The sequence below is a fragment of the Rhodopseudomonas palustris genome (genome assembly GCF_003226555.1).
GTDB lineage: Bacteria > Pseudomonadota > Alphaproteobacteria > Rhizobiales > Xanthobacteraceae > Rhodopseudomonas > Rhodopseudomonas palustris_I.
In genome coordinates, this window is record NZ_QKQS01000006.1 from 243516 (window position 1) to 262430 (window position 18915).

At 66.6% G+C, this 18915-nt stretch carries 18 protein-coding genes; 4 read left to right on the forward strand and 14 right to left on the reverse strand.

Features of this window, described 5'->3' with window-relative positions:
• Positions 1 to 3: 3 nt before the first annotated feature.
• From DNX69_RS03060 to DNX69_RS03070, 3 genes are read right to left on the reverse strand one after another with little or no spacing between them, the layout of a single operon-like run.
• Positions 4 to 1233, reverse strand: a complete 1230-nt coding sequence (locus DNX69_RS03060) for an MFS transporter (RefSeq protein ID WP_110784542.1) — start codon at positions 1231 to 1233, stop codon at positions 4 to 6.
• A gap of 37 nt (positions 1234 to 1270) precedes the next feature.
• On the reverse strand, positions 1271 to 1924 hold the full coding sequence (gene alkB / locus DNX69_RS03065; protein WP_110784543.1) for a DNA oxidative demethylase AlkB: 654 nt from the start codon (positions 1922 to 1924) through the stop codon (positions 1271 to 1273).
• Entirely contained in the window at positions 1921 to 2838 is a 918-nt protein-coding gene (locus DNX69_RS03070) for a LysR family transcriptional regulator (RefSeq protein ID WP_110784544.1), read from the reverse strand. Before DNX69_RS03070 ends, alkB begins: the two co-directional genes overlap by 4 nt.
• Positions 2839 to 2940: 102 nt before the next feature.
• Here DNX69_RS03070 and DNX69_RS03075 point away from each other — a divergent pair, with 102 nt between their 5' ends.
• Together DNX69_RS03075 and DNX69_RS03080 are read left to right on the forward strand one after the other, a co-directional pair.
• Positions 2941 to 3561 (forward strand): pyridoxamine 5'-phosphate oxidase family protein, encoded by a 621-nt coding sequence (locus tag DNX69_RS03075; protein WP_110784545.1) that lies wholly within the window; start codon positions 2941 to 2943, stop codon positions 3559 to 3561.
• 68 nt (positions 3562 to 3629) lie between these two features.
• Entirely contained in the window at positions 3630 to 4022 is a 393-nt protein-coding gene (locus DNX69_RS03080; protein WP_110784546.1) for a YkgJ family cysteine cluster protein, read from the forward strand.
• Here the strand turns inward: DNX69_RS03080 and DNX69_RS03085 are convergent.
• Positions 3968 to 4375 (reverse strand): hypothetical protein, encoded by a 408-nt coding sequence (locus tag DNX69_RS03085; protein ID WP_110784825.1) that lies wholly within the window; start codon positions 4373 to 4375, stop codon positions 3968 to 3970. The genes DNX69_RS03080 and DNX69_RS03085 overlap by 55 nt on opposite strands.
• 246 nt (positions 4376 to 4621) lie before the next feature.
• Between DNX69_RS03085 and DNX69_RS03090 the strand changes: the two genes are divergently transcribed.
• Positions 4622 to 5005, forward strand: a complete 384-nt coding sequence (locus DNX69_RS03090; protein ID WP_110784826.1) for a hypothetical protein — start codon at positions 4622 to 4624, stop codon at positions 5003 to 5005.
• A gap of 45 nt (positions 5006 to 5050) precedes the next feature.
• On the opposite strand, the gene DNX69_RS03095 is transcribed toward DNX69_RS03090, so the two are convergent.
• From DNX69_RS03095 to DNX69_RS03110, 4 genes are all read right to left on the reverse strand, one after another.
• On the reverse strand, positions 5051 to 7267 hold the full coding sequence (locus tag DNX69_RS03095; protein WP_110784827.1) for a sensor domain-containing diguanylate cyclase: 2217 nt from the start codon (positions 7265 to 7267) through the stop codon (positions 5051 to 5053).
• A 293-nt stretch (positions 7268 to 7560) separates the two neighbouring features.
• Positions 7561 to 7965, reverse strand: coding sequence for a DUF3307 domain-containing protein (locus tag DNX69_RS03100; protein WP_110784547.1), 405 nt, complete (start codon positions 7963 to 7965; stop codon positions 7561 to 7563).
• Between the two features lie 238 nt (positions 7966 to 8203).
• Positions 8204 to 9088, reverse strand: coding sequence for a DUF6537 domain-containing protein (locus tag DNX69_RS03105; protein ID WP_110784548.1), 885 nt, complete (start codon positions 9086 to 9088; stop codon positions 8204 to 8206).
• A 10-nt stretch (positions 9089 to 9098) separates the two neighbouring features.
• Positions 9099 to 9773 (reverse strand): Crp/Fnr family transcriptional regulator, encoded by a 675-nt coding sequence (locus DNX69_RS03110; RefSeq protein WP_110784549.1) that lies wholly within the window; start codon positions 9771 to 9773, stop codon positions 9099 to 9101.
• 302 nt (positions 9774 to 10075) lie between these two features.
• Between DNX69_RS03110 and DNX69_RS03115 the strand changes: the two genes are divergently transcribed.
• Positions 10076 to 10858 carry an enoyl-CoA hydratase/isomerase family protein gene (locus DNX69_RS03115; RefSeq protein ID WP_110784550.1) on the forward strand — a complete coding sequence of 261 codons (783 nt, stop codon included), beginning with the start codon at positions 10076 to 10078 and terminating at the stop codon, positions 10856 to 10858.
• A gap of 355 nt (positions 10859 to 11213) precedes the next feature.
• Here DNX69_RS03115 and DNX69_RS03125 read toward each other — a convergent pair whose 3' ends face one another.
• The 6 genes from DNX69_RS03125 to DNX69_RS03150 form a co-directional block, all read right to left on the reverse strand.
• The gene (locus tag DNX69_RS03125; RefSeq protein WP_110784551.1) at positions 11214 to 11909 is read right to left on the reverse strand and encodes a nitroreductase; all 696 of its coding nucleotides are present in this window, start codon (positions 11907 to 11909) and stop codon (positions 11214 to 11216) included.
• 163 nt (positions 11910 to 12072) lie between these two features.
• Entirely contained in the window at positions 12073 to 13317 is a 1245-nt protein-coding gene (locus DNX69_RS03130) for an acyl-CoA dehydrogenase (RefSeq protein ID WP_110784552.1), read from the reverse strand.
• A gap of 146 nt (positions 13318 to 13463) precedes the next feature.
• Positions 13464 to 14711: an acyl-CoA dehydrogenase gene (locus DNX69_RS03135; protein WP_110784828.1), complete on the reverse strand. Its 1248-nt coding sequence runs from the start codon at positions 14709 to 14711 to the stop codon at positions 13464 to 13466.
• A gap of 115 nt (positions 14712 to 14826) precedes the next feature.
• Complete coding sequence (locus DNX69_RS03140) at positions 14827 to 15954, reverse strand: acyl-CoA dehydrogenase family protein (protein WP_110784553.1); 1128 nt, start codon at positions 15952 to 15954, stop codon at positions 14827 to 14829.
• 147 nt (positions 15955 to 16101) lie between these two features.
• Positions 16102 to 17976, reverse strand: a complete 1875-nt coding sequence (locus tag DNX69_RS03145; RefSeq protein ID WP_110784554.1) for an AMP-binding protein — start codon at positions 17974 to 17976, stop codon at positions 16102 to 16104.
• A 49-nt stretch (positions 17977 to 18025) separates the two neighbouring features.
• Positions 18026 to 18832 (reverse strand): enoyl-CoA hydratase/isomerase family protein, encoded by an 807-nt coding sequence (locus DNX69_RS03150; protein ID WP_110784555.1) that lies wholly within the window; start codon positions 18830 to 18832, stop codon positions 18026 to 18028.
• Between the last annotated feature and the right edge of the window lie 83 nt (positions 18833 to 18915).

The window sequence follows — 18915 nt, forward strand, 5'->3', positions numbered from 1 at the left end:
ACGCTACTCCGCACTGCGGAGCCGCGACGCCGCCAGCAGCACCAGGCCGGCGCCGGCGACCGACCAGCACGCCACCGGCGCCCATTGCAGCAGCGGCGCGTAGTCCGGCAGCTTCCGCATCCCGCCGGCGACAGCCGCCATCCGCGCGAAGGTCGCCAGCGCCAGCGCCGAGAACACCAGGCCCGCAAGCTTGCCCTCGGCGCCGGTGCGGCCGATCGCCAGCGCCGCCGACACCGCGCTCATCAGCATGCAGCCCCACGCCGCGCCGGCGACGAATTGCGCGGCGATCAGCACGGTGAGCGAGCCGGCCAATTCGGCGATGCCGACCGCGCCCGCGCCGAAGAGACCGGCGACGCCCATCACGATCAGTCCGCCGCGATGCTTGACCACCACGCTGGCCGGAAACAGCGCGAGGTTGAAGCCGATCCAGAACACCGGCATCAGCCATTGCAGATCCTCCGGTGCGGCGAAGCGCGAAAACAGGTTGGCGCTGTTGATGCTGAAGTGAAACTGATAGCCGAGCGCGAGGATCAGCATCGCCGCCACGAACAGCGCCGGCGCTTTGCCGAGCGGCTTGGCCACCGCGCGCGGCGGAGCCGACGGGCGCTGTCCGGCGAGGTCACGTTCGACCTTGATCAGCACCAGCGTGGTGAGCACCAGCACCGCGCTGGAGATCGCGAACGGCAGCAGCGGATCGACGCCTCGCAGCACCACGCCGAGATAGGGCGACACCGCGCCGGCGAGGCCGTAGCCGAGCATGGTCAGCGCCGAGAGGAACGGCAGCGACGGCCGCGCGCCGTATTTGCCGAACAGCGTCAGCGGCGGCGCGCGCAGCACCGACGAGGTCATGGCCCACACCACGATCAGCGCAATCAATGCGGCTTGCGCGCCGGGCCCCTGCCCGGCCACAAGCGGCATGGCGGCGAACGCCGCGCAGGACAGCGCGGTGGCGACCGCGACGAAGATGCCGAGCCGTCCGACCAGCGCCGACACTCGGTCGGCGGCGATCCCCATCGCGGTGTCGGTGATGGTGAAGATCGCCTGGTCCAGCATCAGGATCAGAATGACCATGCCCGGGGCGATCCCGACCTCGGCGGCGAGTGTGGGCAGATAGATCACATAGGTGGTCCACAGCAGCGTGAACAGCAATTGCAGCAGCGCCACATAGACTCCGGCGCGGGTGACGCCGCTGATCGGCTTCGCCTCGACCTCGTCGTTCGCCAGATCGGTCATGAGCCCCCTTTGCGCCGTGCCTCTGTGCCGCGCACCGCTACAGCGCCTTGCGGAAGGTGAGATTGACCCTCTGCCGGCCGAGCAGCGGATGCTCGCCGTCCTTCAGCGTCAGCACGCCATGATACACCAGCCGCGACGGGCCGCCCCAGACGAAGACGTCGCCGTGGCGCAATTGGTAGTTGCTCGGCTTGTCGCGGCGGTTCATTCCGCCGAACTGGAAGGTCGCCGGCAGGCCGAGCGACACCGACACGATCGGCGCCGAAAAGTCGGCCTCGTCCTTGTCCTGGTGCAGCGCCATCTTGGCGCCGGGGACATACCGGTTGATCAGGCAGGCGTCGGGATCGAAGCCGGCAAAGCCGGCCTCAATGGCGGCGCGCTGCGCCAGATCGCGCAGCACCGCGGGCATCTCCGGCCACGGCGCCGCGCTGTCGGGATCGGTCGGCGAATAGCGATAGCCGCGGCGGTCGGTGATCCAGCCGGCGGTGCCGCAGCTCGTCATCGCCACGCTCATGGTGTGGCCGCCCGGCGTCATCATGTGGCGGAACGGCGCGCGTGTGACAACGGCGTCGATCGCAGCGAGCACGTCATGCTCGGTGTCGCGGGCAAAGCCGCGCAGCAGCGCAGCGCCGGGCGCGATGTCCTCGCGGCGCGGCAGCGGCGCATCGAGACTGTCGAACAGATCCGCCATCACGCGCTGCTCCCCTTCACATTGCCGCCGAACTGCCAGTCCGCCGTCTCCACCGCAAGATCAATGAAGGCCCGTACCTTGGCGGACAGCAGCCGCGCGGTCGGATACACGATCGCGATCGGCAACGGCGGCACTTCGTAGTCGGCGAGCACGATCTGCAGCCGCCCCGCCGCGATCGCGTCCGCGGCCTGATAGGCCAGCACGCGTGCGAGCCCGCCGCCCCGCTCGGCATCGAGAATTGCGACATCGGCGACATTGCTGACGAGGCGCGGCACGCACGGCACCCGGACGTCACGGCCATCGACCACGAACCGCCAGTCCACCGGCGCACCGGTCTGGCCGAAATGCACGACGTCGTGGGCAGCGATCTCGGCCGGCGTCACCGGCACGCCGCGCGCCGCCAGATAGGCCGGCGACGCCACTACGATCCGCCGCATCGCGCCGAGCTGCCGCGCCACCAGACTGGAATCCGACAGATGCCCGATCCGGACCGCGCAATCGACGCCGTCCTCGACCAGATTGATCATCAGGTCCGACAGCCGCAATTCGCCGGCAACGTCCGGATAGCGCCGCAGATAATCCGACAGCAGCGGGGCGACATAGCGCCGGCCGAAACCGACCGGCGCCGACACCACCAGCCGTCCCGACGGCGTGACGCGCTCGGCCGCGGCTGACGCCTCGGCCTCTTCGAGATCGGCGAGCACCCGCCGCACGCGCTCCAGATAGCGCGCGCCGGTGTCGGTGAGGGCGACCGAGCGCGTGGTCCGCTGCAGCAGCCTGGTGCCGAGCCGCTGTTCCAGCGTCGCGACCATCCGCGTCACCGCGGACGGCGACAGCCCAAGCTTCCGCGCAGCCGGGGCGAAGCCCTGCATATCGGCGACGGCCACGAAGGCGCTCATGGTGTCGAAACGGTCCATAGCATCATTTCAAATGGGGCAACAATGAAGTGTCAAATCAACTGATTGTTCTGCGCCGAGGAAGGGACGATCTGTCGGGAAGCCATCGAGCAGGAGGGTCTCATGACCGAAGCCCAGCAGGTTTCCAGCGACATCGCCTTCACCCCGGCCGTCAAGGCGATCCAGGCGCGCAAGGGATCGCGCGAGTCCTATGCCCGCGTCGAACGGAGTGGCGGCTGGGCCACCACGATCGACGACAACCTCGCCGCCTTCCTCCACGCCCAGACCAGCGTGCTGCTCGCCACCGCCAGCGCAGACGGACAGCCTTATATCCAGCATCGCGGCGGACCGGCGGGCTTCCTGAACGTGCTCGACGCCCACACCATCGGATTCGCCGACTTCAAGGGCAATCAGCAGTTCATCACCCAGGGCAATCTCGCCGAGAACCCGAAGGCCTATCTGTTCGTGATCGATTATGCGCACCGCCGCCGCATCAAGATCTGGGGCCGCGGCCGTGTGATCGAGGACGATCCGGAGCTGATCGCCCGGCTGATGCCGAAGGGCTACAAGGCAAGGCCCGAACAGGCGATCCTGTTCGAGGTCGCGGCCTGGGACAGCAACTGCCCGCAGCACATCCCGCAAAAATTCGATGCGGCCGACGTCGCCGCGGCGATCACCACCCGCGACATCCGGATCGCCGAACTGGAGGCGCTGCTCGCCGCCGCCACCCAGGCGAAGGAATAACGGCGCACCGGACGATTTGCCCGCGTCCGGCGGTTTCGCGCGCGGCCGGGCCGGGATAAACAGGGCCGATGACCGCCCTCGCCCCGATCAACGGCAACACCTGCCAAACCTGCGGCGCCTGCTGCGGCTATTCGGCGAACTGGCCGCGCTTTACGATCGAGGACGATGACGCGCTCGACGCCATTCCGGCGGCGCTGGTCAATGCGCGGCTGTCGGGGATGCGGTGCGAGGCGGATCGCTGTGCTGCGCTGAGCGGTGTGATCGGGCAAGCCACCGCCTGCACGATCTACACGCTACGCCCGGAAGTCTGCCGCGACTGCCAGCCCGGCGATCCGGAATGCGCTATGGCGCGGCGAAAGTTCCGTCTGCCGCCGCTGCCGAGCCGTTTCGCCGGGGACGAGGCCGATCAGTTGGCCGCGTCGGACACCTCGGAGTCGTCGGGTTCCACATCGGAATCCTGATCGAGCGGCGCGAAGCTGGCGAGCGGCGCGGTCGACAGCGTGATCGCCTTGCGCTGCGAGTAGTTGCTGATGTTCGGCGTCCGCCGCTCGTGGGCGAGCGCGTACAGCACGGAACCGGCGCGGCCACCGGCCTGGATCAGATCGCGCTCGTCGCAGCTCGCCGCCACGGCGAGCGCTAGCGGCTGCAAATGAGCGCGGCGATAACAGAACAGCGCCAGCATCGCCCGAACGTCGCCCGACACACTGTCGACGAGTTGCGGCAATCCATTTTCGTTGGCGCGGTACATCTGGCCCAGCAGTTCCTCGCGGACCGGGCAAGCGTCGTTCTCGAAAGCTTCACGGCTGGACCACATCGGCATTCTCCCGAACAGATGACGATCGTGAGGATGCGACCCATTCTGTTAATGAGCTCTTAACTACACAACCTGATACCACTACTGACCCTTGCGCCCAGTGCATGGAACTAAACGCCGATCACGATTTGCGACCATGCTCGTTTTCGTCGTGACGCCGACATCTAATCGTTTAACTATTGGACGCCGCCTTCGTGCGGCTCGCGGTTCAGTGAGTTGATTCATCTGGAAATGATGGAGAGTACCATGACTGATCCGGTCACCTTGTTCCCCAATCTGATGCAGCCGGCGGCGAAGACCTACGCCCCGATGGGAATCAAGTTCTGGGAGAGTGAGGAAACTGTCCTCGACAACATGAAGGAATTCGCCGACGGCTGGTTCGAACGCCGGCGGATTGGAACCCGCGCCGCGCTGGAGACGGCACGGCGGATCGGCGAAGCGACCAGTCCGCTCGACGCTTTTCGCGAATATCAGGACTGGCTCGGCGGCGCGATGGCGCGAATGCTGGAAGACGGCATGGCATTCCAGCAGCAATTCATGAAAACCAACGCCAAGCTGGCCCCGCATCCGGACCACCATGACGAGCCGGGCGAGCCAGACCCCGCGCCGGAGGCGCGACTGAGCGCATGAGAAGCTGACCGATCAGCTCGTCGCCCTCGGCCTGACCGCGATACGCTATGCTGTCGGCGACAGTTCCAGCGGGTCAACCACCGGCAGGCTGAGTTCGGCCCGATTGCGACCGTTGAGTTTGGCGCGGTACAGCGCATTGTCGGCGCGGGCAACGAGAGTTTCGGCGTTGTCGCCCGGAAGTACCTGGGCCACGCCGAAACTCGCGGTGACGGTGCCGACCTGTTCAAAGAGGGTGTGGGCGACGAGAAGGCGCAGCTTGTTGGCCGTTTCATACGCCGCCTGAGCATCGGTATCGGCGAGCAGCAGCGCGAATTCCTCGCCGCCCCACCGCACCAACAGATCGGCGCGCCGCACGCTGGCCGCCACCGTCTGCGACAACCGGATCAGCACCTGATCGCCCATCGGGTGACCGTAGATGTCGTTGACCTCCTTGAAGTGATCGATATCGAACAGGACCAATGAAAACGGCCGGCCGCTGCGCTCCGAGCGCGCCAGTTCCTCGTCGAGCCGCTCGTTGAACGTCATGCGGTTGAACAGCCCGGTGAGTGCATCGGTCGCGGCCTGCCGCGCGAGCTCCTGAGAGCGGAACTGCAGCTCTTCGTGGAGCTGGCGTTGCAACCGATCCCGCACGCCGCTGTCCAGCCCGAAGAAGTAGAACAGCGCCGCAATCGCGACCTGCAGCGTGATCACGATGCCGAGCAGACGGCTGGCGAAAATGCCCTTCACCGGAACGGCGAGCACCAGTGACGCGGAGGTCTCGGCGATCGGCGCGCGCAGCACGTAACTGCGCCGTCCACCGAAGTCCATCCAGCCGCTGCCGAACACTTCGTGCGCCAGCATCGGTTGCCGTGGCGGCTCACCGAGCTGCTCGCTGAGCAACTGCCGCGGCAGATCCGGGCGGGGCCAAAGCGTGCGCAGCAACTCGTCGCGCTGGTTGGTGATGATCACCACGCCGCGCCCATCGACCACGAAGAAGGCCTGATCATAGCGGCCCATGACCGTCGCCAGACTCTCCAGCGAACTCTCCAAAACCGCGACGCCCACGATCGATCCCTCGGCGCTGCGGATCGGATAGGCTGTCAGATACGCCCGGATGCGCTCCGGCGGATCGACGCGGAACTCCCGGACCGCGCGGCCCGCAAGCGCCTGCTGGAACCAGTGCACCTCCTGCAGATTCGGTTGGCCCAGCCAGCTCTGCTCGGAGGCATCGGCGGCAAGGACGATGGCGCCCGAGCGGTCGACGATGAAACTGCGGACGGTGTGAACGGCGCCGGCATCGAGCTGCAGCAGCGCTCGCACGGCATCCGGGCTTTCGCCGCGCGCGCCACCCAGCAGCCGTTGCACCGGTGGCGACTGCGCGAACGCCTTCACCAGCGCATCGGCAATCGCGGTCTCGCGTTCCAGACCGCTGATCAGCAGCGCCGCGTCTCCGGCCGCCTCGGTTTCGACATCCTGGCGATGGATCTCGCCGAGATAGTTGGTCAGCGCCCAGCCCAGCAGCAGAATCGTCAGCAGGGTCGTGACCACGCCGACGAACTGCCGCTTCAGGTGGCGTGAGTAGCCTGGATAGGCGAGCGTCTGCATCACCCGGCGCCCCCATGCCGCCCAGGCCAGCGCCGCCAGCATCACCGCAATCAACCCACGCACGAGCTGGACCGGAACCCCGGTGAGTCGTTGGAAGCCGTCTTGATTGATGACGTCCGCTGGCCAGAACGGCGCCGGCGCGACGATCAAGCCGGCTGCGACACCGTAGCCGATGAACCCGGCGGCGACCGTGATCATCAGCCATCGTCCGGTTTCCGGATGGTTGTCGCGAAGCGGAAACAGCGCGAAGCCGACCGCAATTGCACCCGGGGCCGCGAGCAGATAGCGCGCCGCAGCTTTGGCCGACAGCAAACCGTCGAAGACGCCGACTGCGACGATCGCCAGCAGAATCGGAACCAGGATCCACGGGCCGGGAACCGGCACGCCTCGCGACTGCAGGCCTTGCCGGCCGGCCTCCGCCAGCAGCACGAACGACGCCGTCATCAGCACCGCGCGCGCAAGCAGGAACTCGCTGGCATCGCCCGCGATCAGCGCGATCATGTCCAGCCATTCGCTGGCGCCGTGAACACAGCCGAACAGTCCGGTCAGGCGGATCAGCGGACGATGGTCATCGTCGAGGCGGCGCGCGAATGCCAAGCACAGCACGCCGAGCAGCATGAACGCCAGCCCGTAGAAGAAGAAGATGAAGTCGAGCTGGGATTCGAGATAACGGGCCATGGGACTCGGGCTTGCTGCTCCTTCCGCCACGACCTCTCGCGCGGTCAGCATCCTTTATTGGTCGTCAGTACGCTACTCGATCGCATGTCATGCAGCGGTTAATGCGCCACCACGTACAACTACGTGCTCGGGCGAAAAGCTACCCGGTCGCTTGCGTCATCGATAATGAGTGTGAGTTTTCCGTGGACGGAGCCCTGCAAAAGGACGGTCACCCGCACCGCAGGTTGCGCGACGATCGCACTACCCGCCACATGCTCCGCCGCGCAGGGGCGCCTGAGATCGAATATCGGCGATCAGACGTTGGCGGCGATTACGATCGACAGACCAAAGCCGGTCAGATGATGCAGCGCCTGGTCGGTGCCGATCAGCCACCAAAACACGGTATCCTGATTAGTCACGTCGTAGGTCGCGACGATGAAGCCCTTCAGGCGATCGATCGCCAGATGAATCAAAAAATCGATCGGGCCGATGAACCAGAACTGCGGCGCAAGGATCAGCATCAGCAGCGTCGTCATCACCAGATGCACGCTGCAATGCGCCAGCAGCGGCAGCGCCCAGCCGGTCTTGGCATCCTTGCCCATCGCCATCCACTTGTTCTGGAAGATGAAGTCCGCGAACACGTGTTTGATGGTGAGGAGCAGCATCCAATAGATCAGTGCGCCCACCGCAATCGACGACGACAAATCGGGAAGGATCAAGCTCGCACCTTCGCTTGGGCCTTGCGGGCGGTGATGGCGGCGGCTGCCGGCTCCCGACAGTCCGATCGTCCGCCCTCCCGCGCAGAGGCTTCGCATCGCAGCCGGTCGGCATCGACCAGCGCGTTTTTATGACATTTCCGGCGAGCGAATGCACGCGGCGGACGGCGTGCCGGGCTGCCATGCCTGTGAACTTCCCGCACCGCACCCGCCAATACCGGCAAGCCTCGCACAGCCGCCGTCACGATGCCGCGGCCTGGATCGGCACGTCGCCGCATCTTGCCTTGATGGCTTCGATCGCGCGCTTCAGGCTGGTCTGCTTGCGCTCCGGTGTGGCGGCCGCACGCGCTTCCGCGATCGCCTGTGCAAGATCCGGCAGCGGCAACCTGCCGTTGACCGCCGGCTTGACCAGTTCGTCGACGATCAGCGTCCAATTCGCCATGCCGTAGCGATAGGCGTCACCATAACCGTGGACCATGGTGGCGCTTTCGATCACCGCAACCGCGGCGTCGGGACGAACCGCCAGGCTGCGGTCAATCATGTGCAGCCAGCGCTCGACCCATTTGCGCTCGTGGGCGTAGCGAATCGACAGCAGCCGCCAACGCCGCAACCACGAGATGATCCGCAGCTTGCGGGTGCCGAGCCATCCGCCGGCGTTGAAGCGCATCTTCACCGGCATGTGCTGCCAGCCGAGATAGTCCAGCACTCTGAGTGTCGGAGCGGCCACCACCACCGGCAGCGCCGCCACCACCTCGTCGATCCGAAACCGGCATCTGTGGTCGATCCGCGGCTTCCCTCGGCCGGCCGGCACGCTCGCCGCCTCCTGCAGCGTGAGCTGTGCGATCCGGATCGGATCCTCATAGGCCATCCGGATCGCGAGCAGCTCGGCGATCCGCAGCAGCATCGCGTCGTCGACGTCGCGGCGACCGACGAAGCGTAGCAGCCGGTCGAGATACAGCCGCGCGTAGCGGCGGCCCTGATAGATCACCAGCCGCTCCGCCGCGTCTTCGAGGGCCCGCGCAACCGACGGCGGCGCGGCGGCGGGCGCATTCAGCACCACCACGCGATCGTTCTCGCCGAGCATTTCGGCGAGCGTGAATCGCAACGCGTCGATGTAGCCGGCCAAGTCGGCGTCCTCAGCCGGTGCGGCCGACGGCGTCGGCCCGCGGCGGCTGCGTGGTCTCGGCCAGCCTCGCCTGCAGCGACTCGATGTTTTCGAACAGCCGGGCGCTGGCGAGCCGCAGGAAGTAGAAGCCGAATTCCGGATTCTGCACGTACAGCTCTTCGACCTGGCGATAGCTCACGCTGAGCACCATCCCTGATTCGACGCATTCCAGCGTCTGCGTCCTGGTGTGGGTCGGTGACAGCATGCCGAGCTCGCCGACGATCGCGCCGACCGGCAGTTCGATCCCGGACTCGACCAGGCGAAACCGGCCGCTGACGATGTAGAACATCTCCTCGGCCGGCTCGTCCTTGTAGAACAACTCCTCGCCGGCGACGCATTTACGTTTGGTCATGAACGGCTTCAGCCAATCCATCGACAGGTCGCTGCTGACCGACTTCTTCACGTCGCGCACCAGCTGCAGCATCTGGTGCAGGCGCCAGGCGTTGAGCGGCAGCAGCACCGCGTGCAACGCCAGCGTCGCATAGTTGTGGGTCGGGATCGACACCGCGATCAGCAACGCGTTGGTGAGGATGCCGAACACCCGCAGGGGAATCATCGTCCGCATCGTGGCGGTGGCGAGCACGAAGATGGTCGCGAACACGCTACTCGCCATGCCGGCATTCTGCGCGATGACAGACATATCCATGTGGGACCCACCGTTGCTTGCGATCGAAGGCGACGATTCCAGCGGACACGCCAAGGCGCCGCTGCGAACCGTCGCCGGGCACCGCGAAGCCTTACACGCTGGTGCGGACGGAATTATAAACAGCCCCCGCGGCTTACGCGAGCGGTGCCGGCCTTGCCAAGCGCCGACGTGTTGACGGCCCCCGGGCCGCCGGGCAGTTTGCCCCGCCCGCTTTCACCATCCGCCGCGGCCCTCCCGCGGCCATTGCAGGGCCGGCGCCCGCTCCGGCAGCCGCCCGCTTCGCTTTTCAGGAGATTTTGCCGATGACCGACAGCGAATCCGCCGGCCCGCCGGCGCTGACCATTGACGGGCCGCGCGCCACCATCCGGCTGAACCGTCCGAAGCATCTCAACCGGCTGCAGCCGGACGATCTCGCCGTCTTGCTCAATCAGTTCGCGCGGATCGACGGCGATCCCGCGGTGCGGGTGCTGGTGCTCACCGGCACCGGACGGTCGTTCTCGGCCGGCTTCGATCTCGGCGAGGTCGCCGAGCGCGCCACCGCCGAGGTCGAGGCCGAATCCCCCGGCTCGGCGTTCGAGGTCGTTGCCAACCGGCTGGAGGATCTGCGGGTGCCGACGATCTGCCGACTCAACGGCGGGGTCTATGGCGGCTCGACCGATCTGGCGCTGGCCTGCGACTTCCGCATCGGCGTCGATACCGCCGAGATGTTCATGCCGGCCGCAAGGCTCGGGCTGCACTACTATCCGGGCGGCATCAAACGCTACGTCTCGCGCCTCGGCATCGACAACGCCAAGCGATTGTTCCTCACCGCACAGCGGATCGACGCCGCCGAGATGCTGCGGATCGGATACTTGACCCAGATGGTGCCGATGGACCGGCTCGACCGCGAGGTCGACGCGTTGGCGACGACGCTGGCCGGCAACGCGCCGAACGCGGTCGCCGGCATGAAGCGCGCCATCAACGAATTCGCCCGCGCCGCCTTCGACGAACCAGCCGCCGACGCCCGCGCCCGCGCCTCAATGCGCAGCGACGAGATCAAGGAAGGCATCGCGGCGTTCACGGAGAAACGCGCGCCGCGGTTTTGAAGGCGACGCTTCGCAGACTCCGTTGTCATTCCGGGGCGCGAGCGAAAGCTCGCGAACCCGGAATCTCCGGCGCATTGCAAGCATCAGATTCCGGGTTCGCTCGCTGACGCGAGCGCCCCGGAATGACGGGGAGAGACGGTGCTCGGCTTTCGCTCGATCATCAGGAGGGGACGCAGCGCCACAACGGCAGCGCACTCCCTCGCCCCGCTCTCGCGGGGAGAGGGTTGGGGTGAGGGGCGACGCGAGTCGCGGACTCTCGACTGAGCGGAAACGCCCCCTCACCCGGCTCAGCGCTGCGCGCTGATCCGACCTCTCCCCGCGCGCGGGGAGAGGTTCGAACTCGGCCGCGCAGCAGCTACTCCACGAACGTCGCGACTTCGCCCAACGCCGCACGGTTGGTACGATAGCTGTTGGCCTTATGCTCAGGGTCGGCGTAGCCGAACGAGATGCCGCAGACGACGCGGCGGTCGTCGGACAGGCCGAAATGCTTGCGCACCACGCCGGCGTGAAACGCCAGCGCCGCCTGCGGCACGGTGGCGATTCCCAGCGCCTGTGCGGCGAGCAGGAACGAGGTGACGTAGCCGCCACAGTCGACCGCGCCATAGACGCCGAGCGCTTCATCGGTGGTGATAATCGCGACATGCGGCGCGCCGAAGAAGTTGAAGTTCTGCAGCGCCTGCTGAGCGGCCGCGGCCTTGTCGCCGCGGGAGATGCCGACCGCGTTGTAGAGCTGAAAGCCGCTCTCGCGGCGGCGGTCGAGATAGACGCCGCGATACTCGCGCGGAAACTCGAAATCGCCCGACATCGGCGCGCCGCCGGCCGCCGCCGGATAGATCACCTCGCGAAACTTCGCCGTCGCCTCGCCCGAGGTGATCACCACCTGCCACGGCTGGCTGTTGCACCACGACGCGGTCTTCTGCGCCGCCGCCAGGATCCGCTCGATCACCTCGCGCGGCACCGGATCGGCTTTGAACGCCCGGCACGAGTAGCGGGCCGCCATCAACTGTTCGAGGACGTCGATCGGGGCGACAGTTGCAGCGGCGTCGGTCATGATGGCCTCATTGCTTGATGGTCGTCATTCCGGGGCGCTCACGAAGTGAGCGAACCCGGAATCTGAAACGCACTGTGGCGCCGGCAATCGAACAACTTCGGGATTCCGGGTTCGCGAGCTTTCGCTCGCGCCCCGGAATGACGGCCCGTGGTTGATGATCGCCTCACCGCCCCTTGGTCGGGATCTTGTTGAACGGCACGTCCTTGTCGACCCGGATGTCGCCGGGTAGGCCGAGCACGCGCTCGGCGATAATGTTGCGCAGGATCTCGTCGGTGCCGCCGGCGATGCGCATCGACGGCGAGCCGAGCAGCATCGCCTGGAAGCTGCCGCCGGCTTCGGCCTCGGCCGGATCGGTGAACACGCCCGCGGCGCCTTCCAGATCCATCGCGAACGCGGCGATGTCCTGCAGCATCGGGCCGGCCACCAGCTTGCCGATCGAATTCTCGGGACCGGGCCGCTGGCCCTTCGACAGCGCCGAGATCGAGCGATACGAGGTGTATTTCAAGCCGCTGGCCTTCACCGCCCAGTTCGCCAGCTTGCTGCGCACCGCCGGATCGTCGATCGCCGGGCCGTTCTCGGTGACCAGGTCGTTGCAGAACGCGAAGATCTCCGGGAAGCCGGTGGCGAGCCGCGCGCCGATCGACATCCGCTCGTTCATCAGCGTGGTCAGCGACACGTTCCAGCCGTCGCCGACTTCGCCGAGGCGCTGGCTGTCCGGAATCCGCACGTTAGTGAAGAACACCTCGTTGAATTCCTGCATGCCGTTGGCCTGCTTGATCGGCTTCACCTCGACGCCCGGGCTCTTCATGTCCAGGAAGAACATGGTGAGGCCCTTGTGCTTGGGCACGTTCGGATCGGTGCGGGTGATCAAGAGACCGTAGTCCGAATAGTGCGCGCCCGAGGTCCAGATCTTCTGGCCGTTGATGATCCAGTCGTCGCCGTCCTTCTCGGCGCGGGTACGCAGGCCCGCGACGTCCGAGCCGCCGGCGGGCTCCGAAAACAGCTGGCACCAGATGTTCTCGCCGGAGGCGAGCTTGGGCAGATACTTGCGCTTGTCGTCCTCGCTGCCATAGGCCATCACGGTCGGACCGCACATGCCCTCGCCGATCTGGAACGGCTGGGTGAGCTTGCCGTAGACGCCCTCCTCCTGCTGCCAGATCACCTTCTCGATCGGGGTGGCGCCGCGGCCGCCATATTCGGCCGGCCAGGTCAGGCAGGCGAAGCCGCCGTCGGCTTTCTTCTTCTGCCACGCCTTGCCGACCTCGACGATGTCGGCGTTCTTCAGGCTGATGCGGCCGAGGCCGGACTTCGCCAGTTCCTGTTCGAACTGCTTCGGCGCGTTGGCGTCGATCCACGCGCGCGCCTTGGCGCGAAACTCGGCTTCCTGCGGGGTGTCGTCGAAATTCATCTCAGCCTCTCGTCACTCTGTTCTTGTCGGCCCTCATGGTGAGGAGCGCGCATCGCGCGCGTCGCGAACCATGAGTTATTCGGCTCATCCTTCGAGACGCCCGGCTGCGCCGGGCTCCTCAGGATGAGGTTCGTGCGTGGGGCGACCTATGCCCGCCCCCGCGTCGGGATCTGGTTGAACGGCACGTCCTTGTCGACGCGGATGTCGCCGGGCAGGCCGAGCACGCGCTCGGCGATGATGTTACGCAGGATCTCGTCGGTGCCGCCCTCGACCCGGGTCGCCGGCGAGCGCAGCAGCATCGCCTGGAAGCGGCCGGCGACCTCGGCGTCCTCGGCGCCGCTGAGCACGCCGGCGGCGCCCTGCAGGTCGATCGCGTACATCGCGACCTCCTGGATCATCGAGCCTGCGACCAGCTTGCCGATCGAGTTCTCCGGGCCCGGGCGCTGGCCCTTCGACAGCGCCGAGATCGAGCGGAACGAGGTGTAGCGCAGACCGCTGGCCTTCACCGCCCAGTTCGCCAGCTTGCTCCGCACCGCGCGATCGTCGAGCGCCGGGGCGCCGTCGAGCGTCAGCGAGTTGCAGTAGTCGAACAGTTCCGGGAAGCCGGTCGCGACATTGGCGCCGATCGACATCCGCTCGTTCATCAGCGTCGTCAGCGACACGTTCCAGCCGTCGCCGACGGCGCCGAGCCGCTGGCTGTCCGGGATTCGCACGTTGGTGAAGTACACCTCGTTGAAGTCGGAATTGCCGTTGGCCTGCTTGATCGGCCGCACCTCGACGCCTGCGCTCTTCATGTCGAGGAAGAACATCGTCAGACCTTTGTGCTTGGGCACGGTCGGGTCGGTGCGGGTGATCAGGATGCCGTAGTCCGAGTAGTGCGCGCCCGAGGTCCAGATCTTCTGGCCGTTGACGATCCAGTCGTCGCCGTCCTTCTCGGCGCGGGTGCGCAGGCCCGCGACGTCGGAGCCGCCGGCCGGCTCGGAGAACAGCTGGCACCACACCTCTTCGCCGGAGCCGAGCGGCGGCAGATAGTGCCGCTTCTGCTCTTCCGAGGCGTAGGCCATCATGGTCGGGCCGCACATGCCCTGGCCGATGATGAACATCGCGGTGAGCTTGCCGAACACGCCCTCTTCCTGCTGCCAGATCACGCGCTCGATCGGCGAGGCGCCCCGGCCGCCATATTCCTTCGGCCAGTGCGGCACGGCCCAGCCGGCGTCGGCCTTCTTCTTCTGCCACGCCTTGGCGACGTCGAGGATGTTGGCGTTCTTCAAGACGACGCGGCCGAGCGACGCTTTGCGCAGCTCGTCCTCGTATTGCTTCGGCGCATTGGCGTCGATCCAGGCGCGCGCCTGGGCGCGGAATTCGGCTTCCTGCGGGGTATCGTCGAAGTTCATCGGGGCATCCTCGAAAGCGTCCTCGTAGGATGGGTTGAGCGAAGCGAAACCCATCGACGAAGTGAAGGCGGAAGATGGGTTTCGCTGGCGCTCAACCCATCCTACGGAGCCGTTGTTACGCCGCGTTCTTCTGGCGCATCCGGTCGATCAGTTGATCTTCCCAATACGACTGGCTGCCGAGGCTGAGCGCCAGCGCGTTGGCGCGGCGATAGTACAGATGGCAGTCGAACTCCCAGGTGAAGCCCATGCCGCCGTGCACCTGGATGTTCTGCTTGGCGCAGTGCTGGAACGCCTGGGTGGCGCTGATCCGCGCCGAGGCCGCGGCCTCGGGCAGCTCGGCCGCATCGGTCGAGAGCGCCCAGGCGCCGTAATAGGAGTTCGAGCGCGCCAGCGTCGCCGAGACGTACATGTCGGCGAGGATGTGCTTGATCGCCTGGAACGATCCGATCTGCCGGCCGAAGGCGATGCGGTCGAGCGCGTAGTCGCGGCCCATCTCCAGCGCGCGGTCGGCGCCGCCGACCTGTTCGAACGCGATCAGCACCGCGGCGCGGTCCATCACACGCGACAGGATGCTCCAGCCTTCATTGGCCGCACCGAGCGGCTCCGCCTTGGCGCCGGCGAAGGTGAGCTCGGCCTGCTGCCGCGACGGATCGACGTTCTGCAAAGCCTTGGCGGTGACGCCGCCGGCCTTGAGGTCGACCAGGAACAGCGAGACGTCGGTTTCGCGGCCGCTGGTGCCGGTGCGCGCCGCGACGATCGCGAAGTCGGCGATCGCGCCGTCGGCGACCGGTTTCTTGGTGCCGGTGAGCGTGCCGTTCGACACCGCCAGCTTGACTGCGGCCGGCGACGGATTGCCGGTGCCTTCGAACAGCGCCAGCGTGCCGATCGCCTCGCCCGAGGAGATCTTCGGCAGCCACTTCTGCTTCTGCTCTTCCGAGCCGGCGAGCAGCAGCGCTTCGGCGGCCAGGTACACGGTCGACGAGAACGGCACCGGCGCCAGCGCGCGGCCGAGCTCTTCGGCGATCACGCAGAGCTCGAGATGGCCCGCACCGGTCCCGCCGTATTCCTCCGGAATCGCGACGCCGAGGAAGCCCATCTCGGCGAGGCCCTTCCACAGCTCGCGGTCGTAATCCGCCTTGCCTTCGAGCACCGCACGCACCGCCTTCGGCGAGCACTTCTCGGCAAGAAACCGCCGCGCTTGATCACGCAGTTGCTTCTGATCGTCGGAGAAATCGAAATTCATGGGCGGAGTCCCGTTGTTGTTAGGTGTTAGATCTGAACGTTGTCGCCGTCATTCCGGGGCTCGCCGACAGGCGAGAGCCCGGAATCTCGAGATTCCGGGTTCGCGCTGCGCGCGCCCCGGAATGACGGAGAGTTAAGTTCGCACGTCTCACTGCAGCACCATGACATCCGGGTCCGGATGTTCGGCGTACAGCCGCTCGACCAGGGCGGCGCGGCGGTCGAGGCCGGCGCGCTGGTTGATGTAGCCTTTGTCGGTGAGTTCGTTGCCGTCGATCGACGGCGGCTCGACCATCAGCATCGCGCGCGCGATCCGCATCGAGCTGGCGCCTTCGACCTCGCGGTTGTGCTTCTCCAGGCCGACGCGCAGCGCGGCGATCACCGCCGGATGCTTGACCACGTCCTCGAAGCTCGCATTCGGATCGCCGATCATCACCCGGCAGGCGTTGAGGTTGGGCCAGGCCAGCAGGCCGATGTAGGCGCGGTCCTGCCCCGCCACCAGCGCGTCCTGGATCACCGGGCTGGCCGCGGCGATCGCGTCGGTGCGCACCGTGCTGACGTGGACGAAAGTGCCGGTCATCAGCTTGAAGTCTTCGGCGACGCGGCCGGCGAAGATGATGCCCTTCACCGGATCGTTCGGGTCGACGAACACCCCGGCGTCGCCGATCTTGTAGAAGCCCTCTTCGTCGAACGCCTTCTCGGTCAGGTCCGGCTGGCCGTGATAGCCCGGCATCACGTTGACGCCGCGCAGCCGCAATTCGTACTTGTCGCCGACCGGCAGCATCTTCAGTTCGACCCCGGGGAACGGCAGCCCGATCAGGCCGACGCGCTCGGTGTCCCAATAGGTCCCGGTCGAGGTCGGCGAGGTCTCGGTCGAGCCCCATCCGGTGTAGAACACCAGCCTATGCCCGGTGGCGCGCACCGCCAGCGCCTGCATCCGCTCGTACAGATCGTCGGGCAGCCGCGCGCCGCCATAGGCCATCAGCTGCATGTCCTTGAAGAACGAGCGGCACAGCGCGTCGTCCTTCTCCATCGCGCTGGCCAGCGCCGCATAGCCGGCCGGCACGTTGGCGTAATAGGTCGGCGAGATCTCGCGCAAGTTACGCAGCGTCTCTTCGATCTGGCCGGGCACCGGGCGGCCGTCGTCGATGTACAGCGTGCCGCCTTCGATCAGGAGCGGGTTGAACGCGGCGTTGCCGCCCATGGTGTGATTCCACGGCATCCAGTCGAGCTGCACCGGCGGCGGACCGTTGGGATCGCGCGGCCGCACCTGCATCATCATCGCGGCGTTAGCGCACATCATGCGCTGGGTGTTGATCACCGCCTTCGGCATCCCGGTCGAGCCGGAGGTGAACAGGAATTTGGCCACCGTGTCGGGCGTGATCTTCGCGATCGAGGCTTCCACGTCGGCGGTCACCTTGGTAGCCGCCATGTCGGCGAACGACAGGCTGGGGATGCCGTCGGCGGTGCCGTCGACATGAATCACGGCGACACCGGTCAGATCCAGCGCGTGCAGCGCCTTGGTGAAGGGCGCGCCGTTCTGCACCATCACCGCCGCCGGCTTCACCAGGTCGAACAGATATTTCAGCTTGAGGTGATCGTGGCTCATCAGCGAATAGGCCGGCGACACCGGCGCGGTCGGAATCCGCGCCTGCATCGCCGCCATCATCATCAGCGCGAATTCGATCGAGTTGCCGGACAGCACCGTCAGCGGCCGGCCTTCCGGCAGCTTCAGGTCGAGCAGCGCCTGAGTGAGCGAGTCGACGATGCGCTTGGCTTCGGCGTAGCTGACCTTGTGCCACTGCCGCGCCTCGCCCTTGCGCTGCGCCAGCCAGATGTGGTCGGGGCGTTGTTTGGCCCACTTCGCCAGCGCCATCGGCAGGTTGGGATCGTGGTCCATCAGCGGGAAGCGCGACTTCATCACGATGACGCCGCCCTCGCGGCGATCGACCTCGATCTCGCGCGGCAGCCAGTTCACCTTGCGGAATGGCGGCTTGGTCAATACCGCGGCAGCGCTGGCAGTCATGTGGTGTTCTCCCGTCTTCTCGGCCTCTTGCCGGGCCAACGTTGTCTGGTCAGCGGTTGCCGTAGACCGGCTTGCGCTTCTCGAGGAAAGCGGCGACGCCTTCCTTGAAATCCTCCGAGCGCGAGCACAGCACCTGATTGCGATCCTCCATCGCGATCACCTGCTCGATCGAGCCGGCATCGACCGCCATGTTGAGGCATTCTTTGGACAGCCGCAAACCGACCGGCGACGCCGCCATCATCGCATCGACGAACGGCTGCGCCGCGGCTTCGAGCTGATCGTCTTCCACCAGTTCGGAAACGAGCCCGGTCATCAGCGCGCGTTCAGCGCCGATGAAACGGCCGGTGAGGATCAGTTCGGACGCCACCGAGACGCCGACCAGGCGCGGCAGAAAGTAACTGGTGCCGATATCGCAGCCGCCGAGACCGAGCTTGATGAAGGCGCAATTCATCCGCGCGCTGCGTCCTGCAATGCGGACATCGGAAGCGAGCGCCAGCGCGAATCCGCCGCCGGCAGCGGCGCCGCGGATCAGCGTGATGATCGGCTGCGGGCAGCGGCGCATCAGCATCACGATGTCGGCGATGCGGCGCTGCGAATCCAGCGACTCGGTGACGCCTGGCGTCGCGTTCTCGCCAGCGCGGCGGGCCAGCGCGTGCTTGAGATCGAGGCCGGCGCAGAAATTGGCGCCCGCGCCCTTCAGCACCACGACGCGCGTCGTTCGGTCACGCTGCAGGCGGCCGAAATAATCGTTGAGCGCATCGATCAGGCTGGGATCGAGAGCATTGAGGCTGTCCGGCCGATTGAGCGTCACCCAATCGACCCCGTCACGATGATCGACCAGCAAGGCCTCGGTCACGCTGTCACTCCCGTACAATTCTTGTTCTTATACGCCGCTGCTGCGACGTTTAGTCGGATCGCCGCTTCGGCGATAGTCGCTCC

Bases quoted from the DNA above. Each gene is read 5' to 3' on its own strand.
- DNX69_RS03075 (WP_110784545.1), top strand. From the start codon at position 2,941: ATGACCGAAGCCCAGCAGGTTTCCAGCGACATCGCCTTCACCCCGGCC.
- DNX69_RS03145 (WP_110784554.1), bottom strand. From the start codon at position 17,976: ATGACTGCCAGCGCTGCCGCGGTATTGACCAAGCCGCCATTCCGCAAG.
- DNX69_RS03095 (WP_110784827.1), bottom strand. From the start codon at position 7,267: ATGGCCCGTTATCTCGAATCCCAGCTCGACTTCATCTTCTTCTTCTAC.
- DNX69_RS03085 (WP_110784825.1), bottom strand. From the start codon at position 4,375: ATGTGGTCCAGCCGTGAAGCTTTCGAGAACGACGCTTGCCCGGTCCGC.
- DNX69_RS03060 (WP_110784542.1), bottom strand. From the start codon at position 1,233: ATGACCGATCTGGCGAACGACGAGGTCGAGGCGAAGCCGATCAGCGGC.
- DNX69_RS03070 (WP_110784544.1), bottom strand. From the start codon at position 2,838: ATGGACCGTTTCGACACCATGAGCGCCTTCGTGGCCGTCGCCGATATG.
- DNX69_RS03110 (WP_110784549.1), bottom strand. From the start codon at position 9,773: ATGGATATGTCTGTCATCGCGCAGAATGCCGGCATGGCGAGTAGCGTG.
- DNX69_RS03140 (WP_110784553.1), bottom strand. From the start codon at position 15,954: ATGAATTTCGATTTCTCCGACGATCAGAAGCAACTGCGTGATCAAGCG.
- DNX69_RS03135 (WP_110784828.1), bottom strand. From the start codon at position 14,711: ATGAACTTCGACGATACCCCGCAGGAAGCCGAATTCCGCGCCCAGGCG.
- DNX69_RS03080 (WP_110784546.1), top strand. From the start codon at position 3,630: ATGACCGCCCTCGCCCCGATCAACGGCAACACCTGCCAAACCTGCGGC.
- DNX69_RS03115 (WP_110784550.1), top strand. From the start codon at position 10,076: ATGACCGACAGCGAATCCGCCGGCCCGCCGGCGCTGACCATTGACGGG.
- DNX69_RS03130 (WP_110784552.1), bottom strand. From the start codon at position 13,317: ATGAATTTCGACGACACCCCGCAGGAAGCCGAGTTTCGCGCCAAGGCG.
- DNX69_RS03125 (WP_110784551.1), bottom strand. From the start codon at position 11,909: ATGACCGACGCCGCTGCAACTGTCGCCCCGATCGACGTCCTCGAACAG.
- DNX69_RS03090 (WP_110784826.1), top strand. From the start codon at position 4,622: ATGACTGATCCGGTCACCTTGTTCCCCAATCTGATGCAGCCGGCGGCG.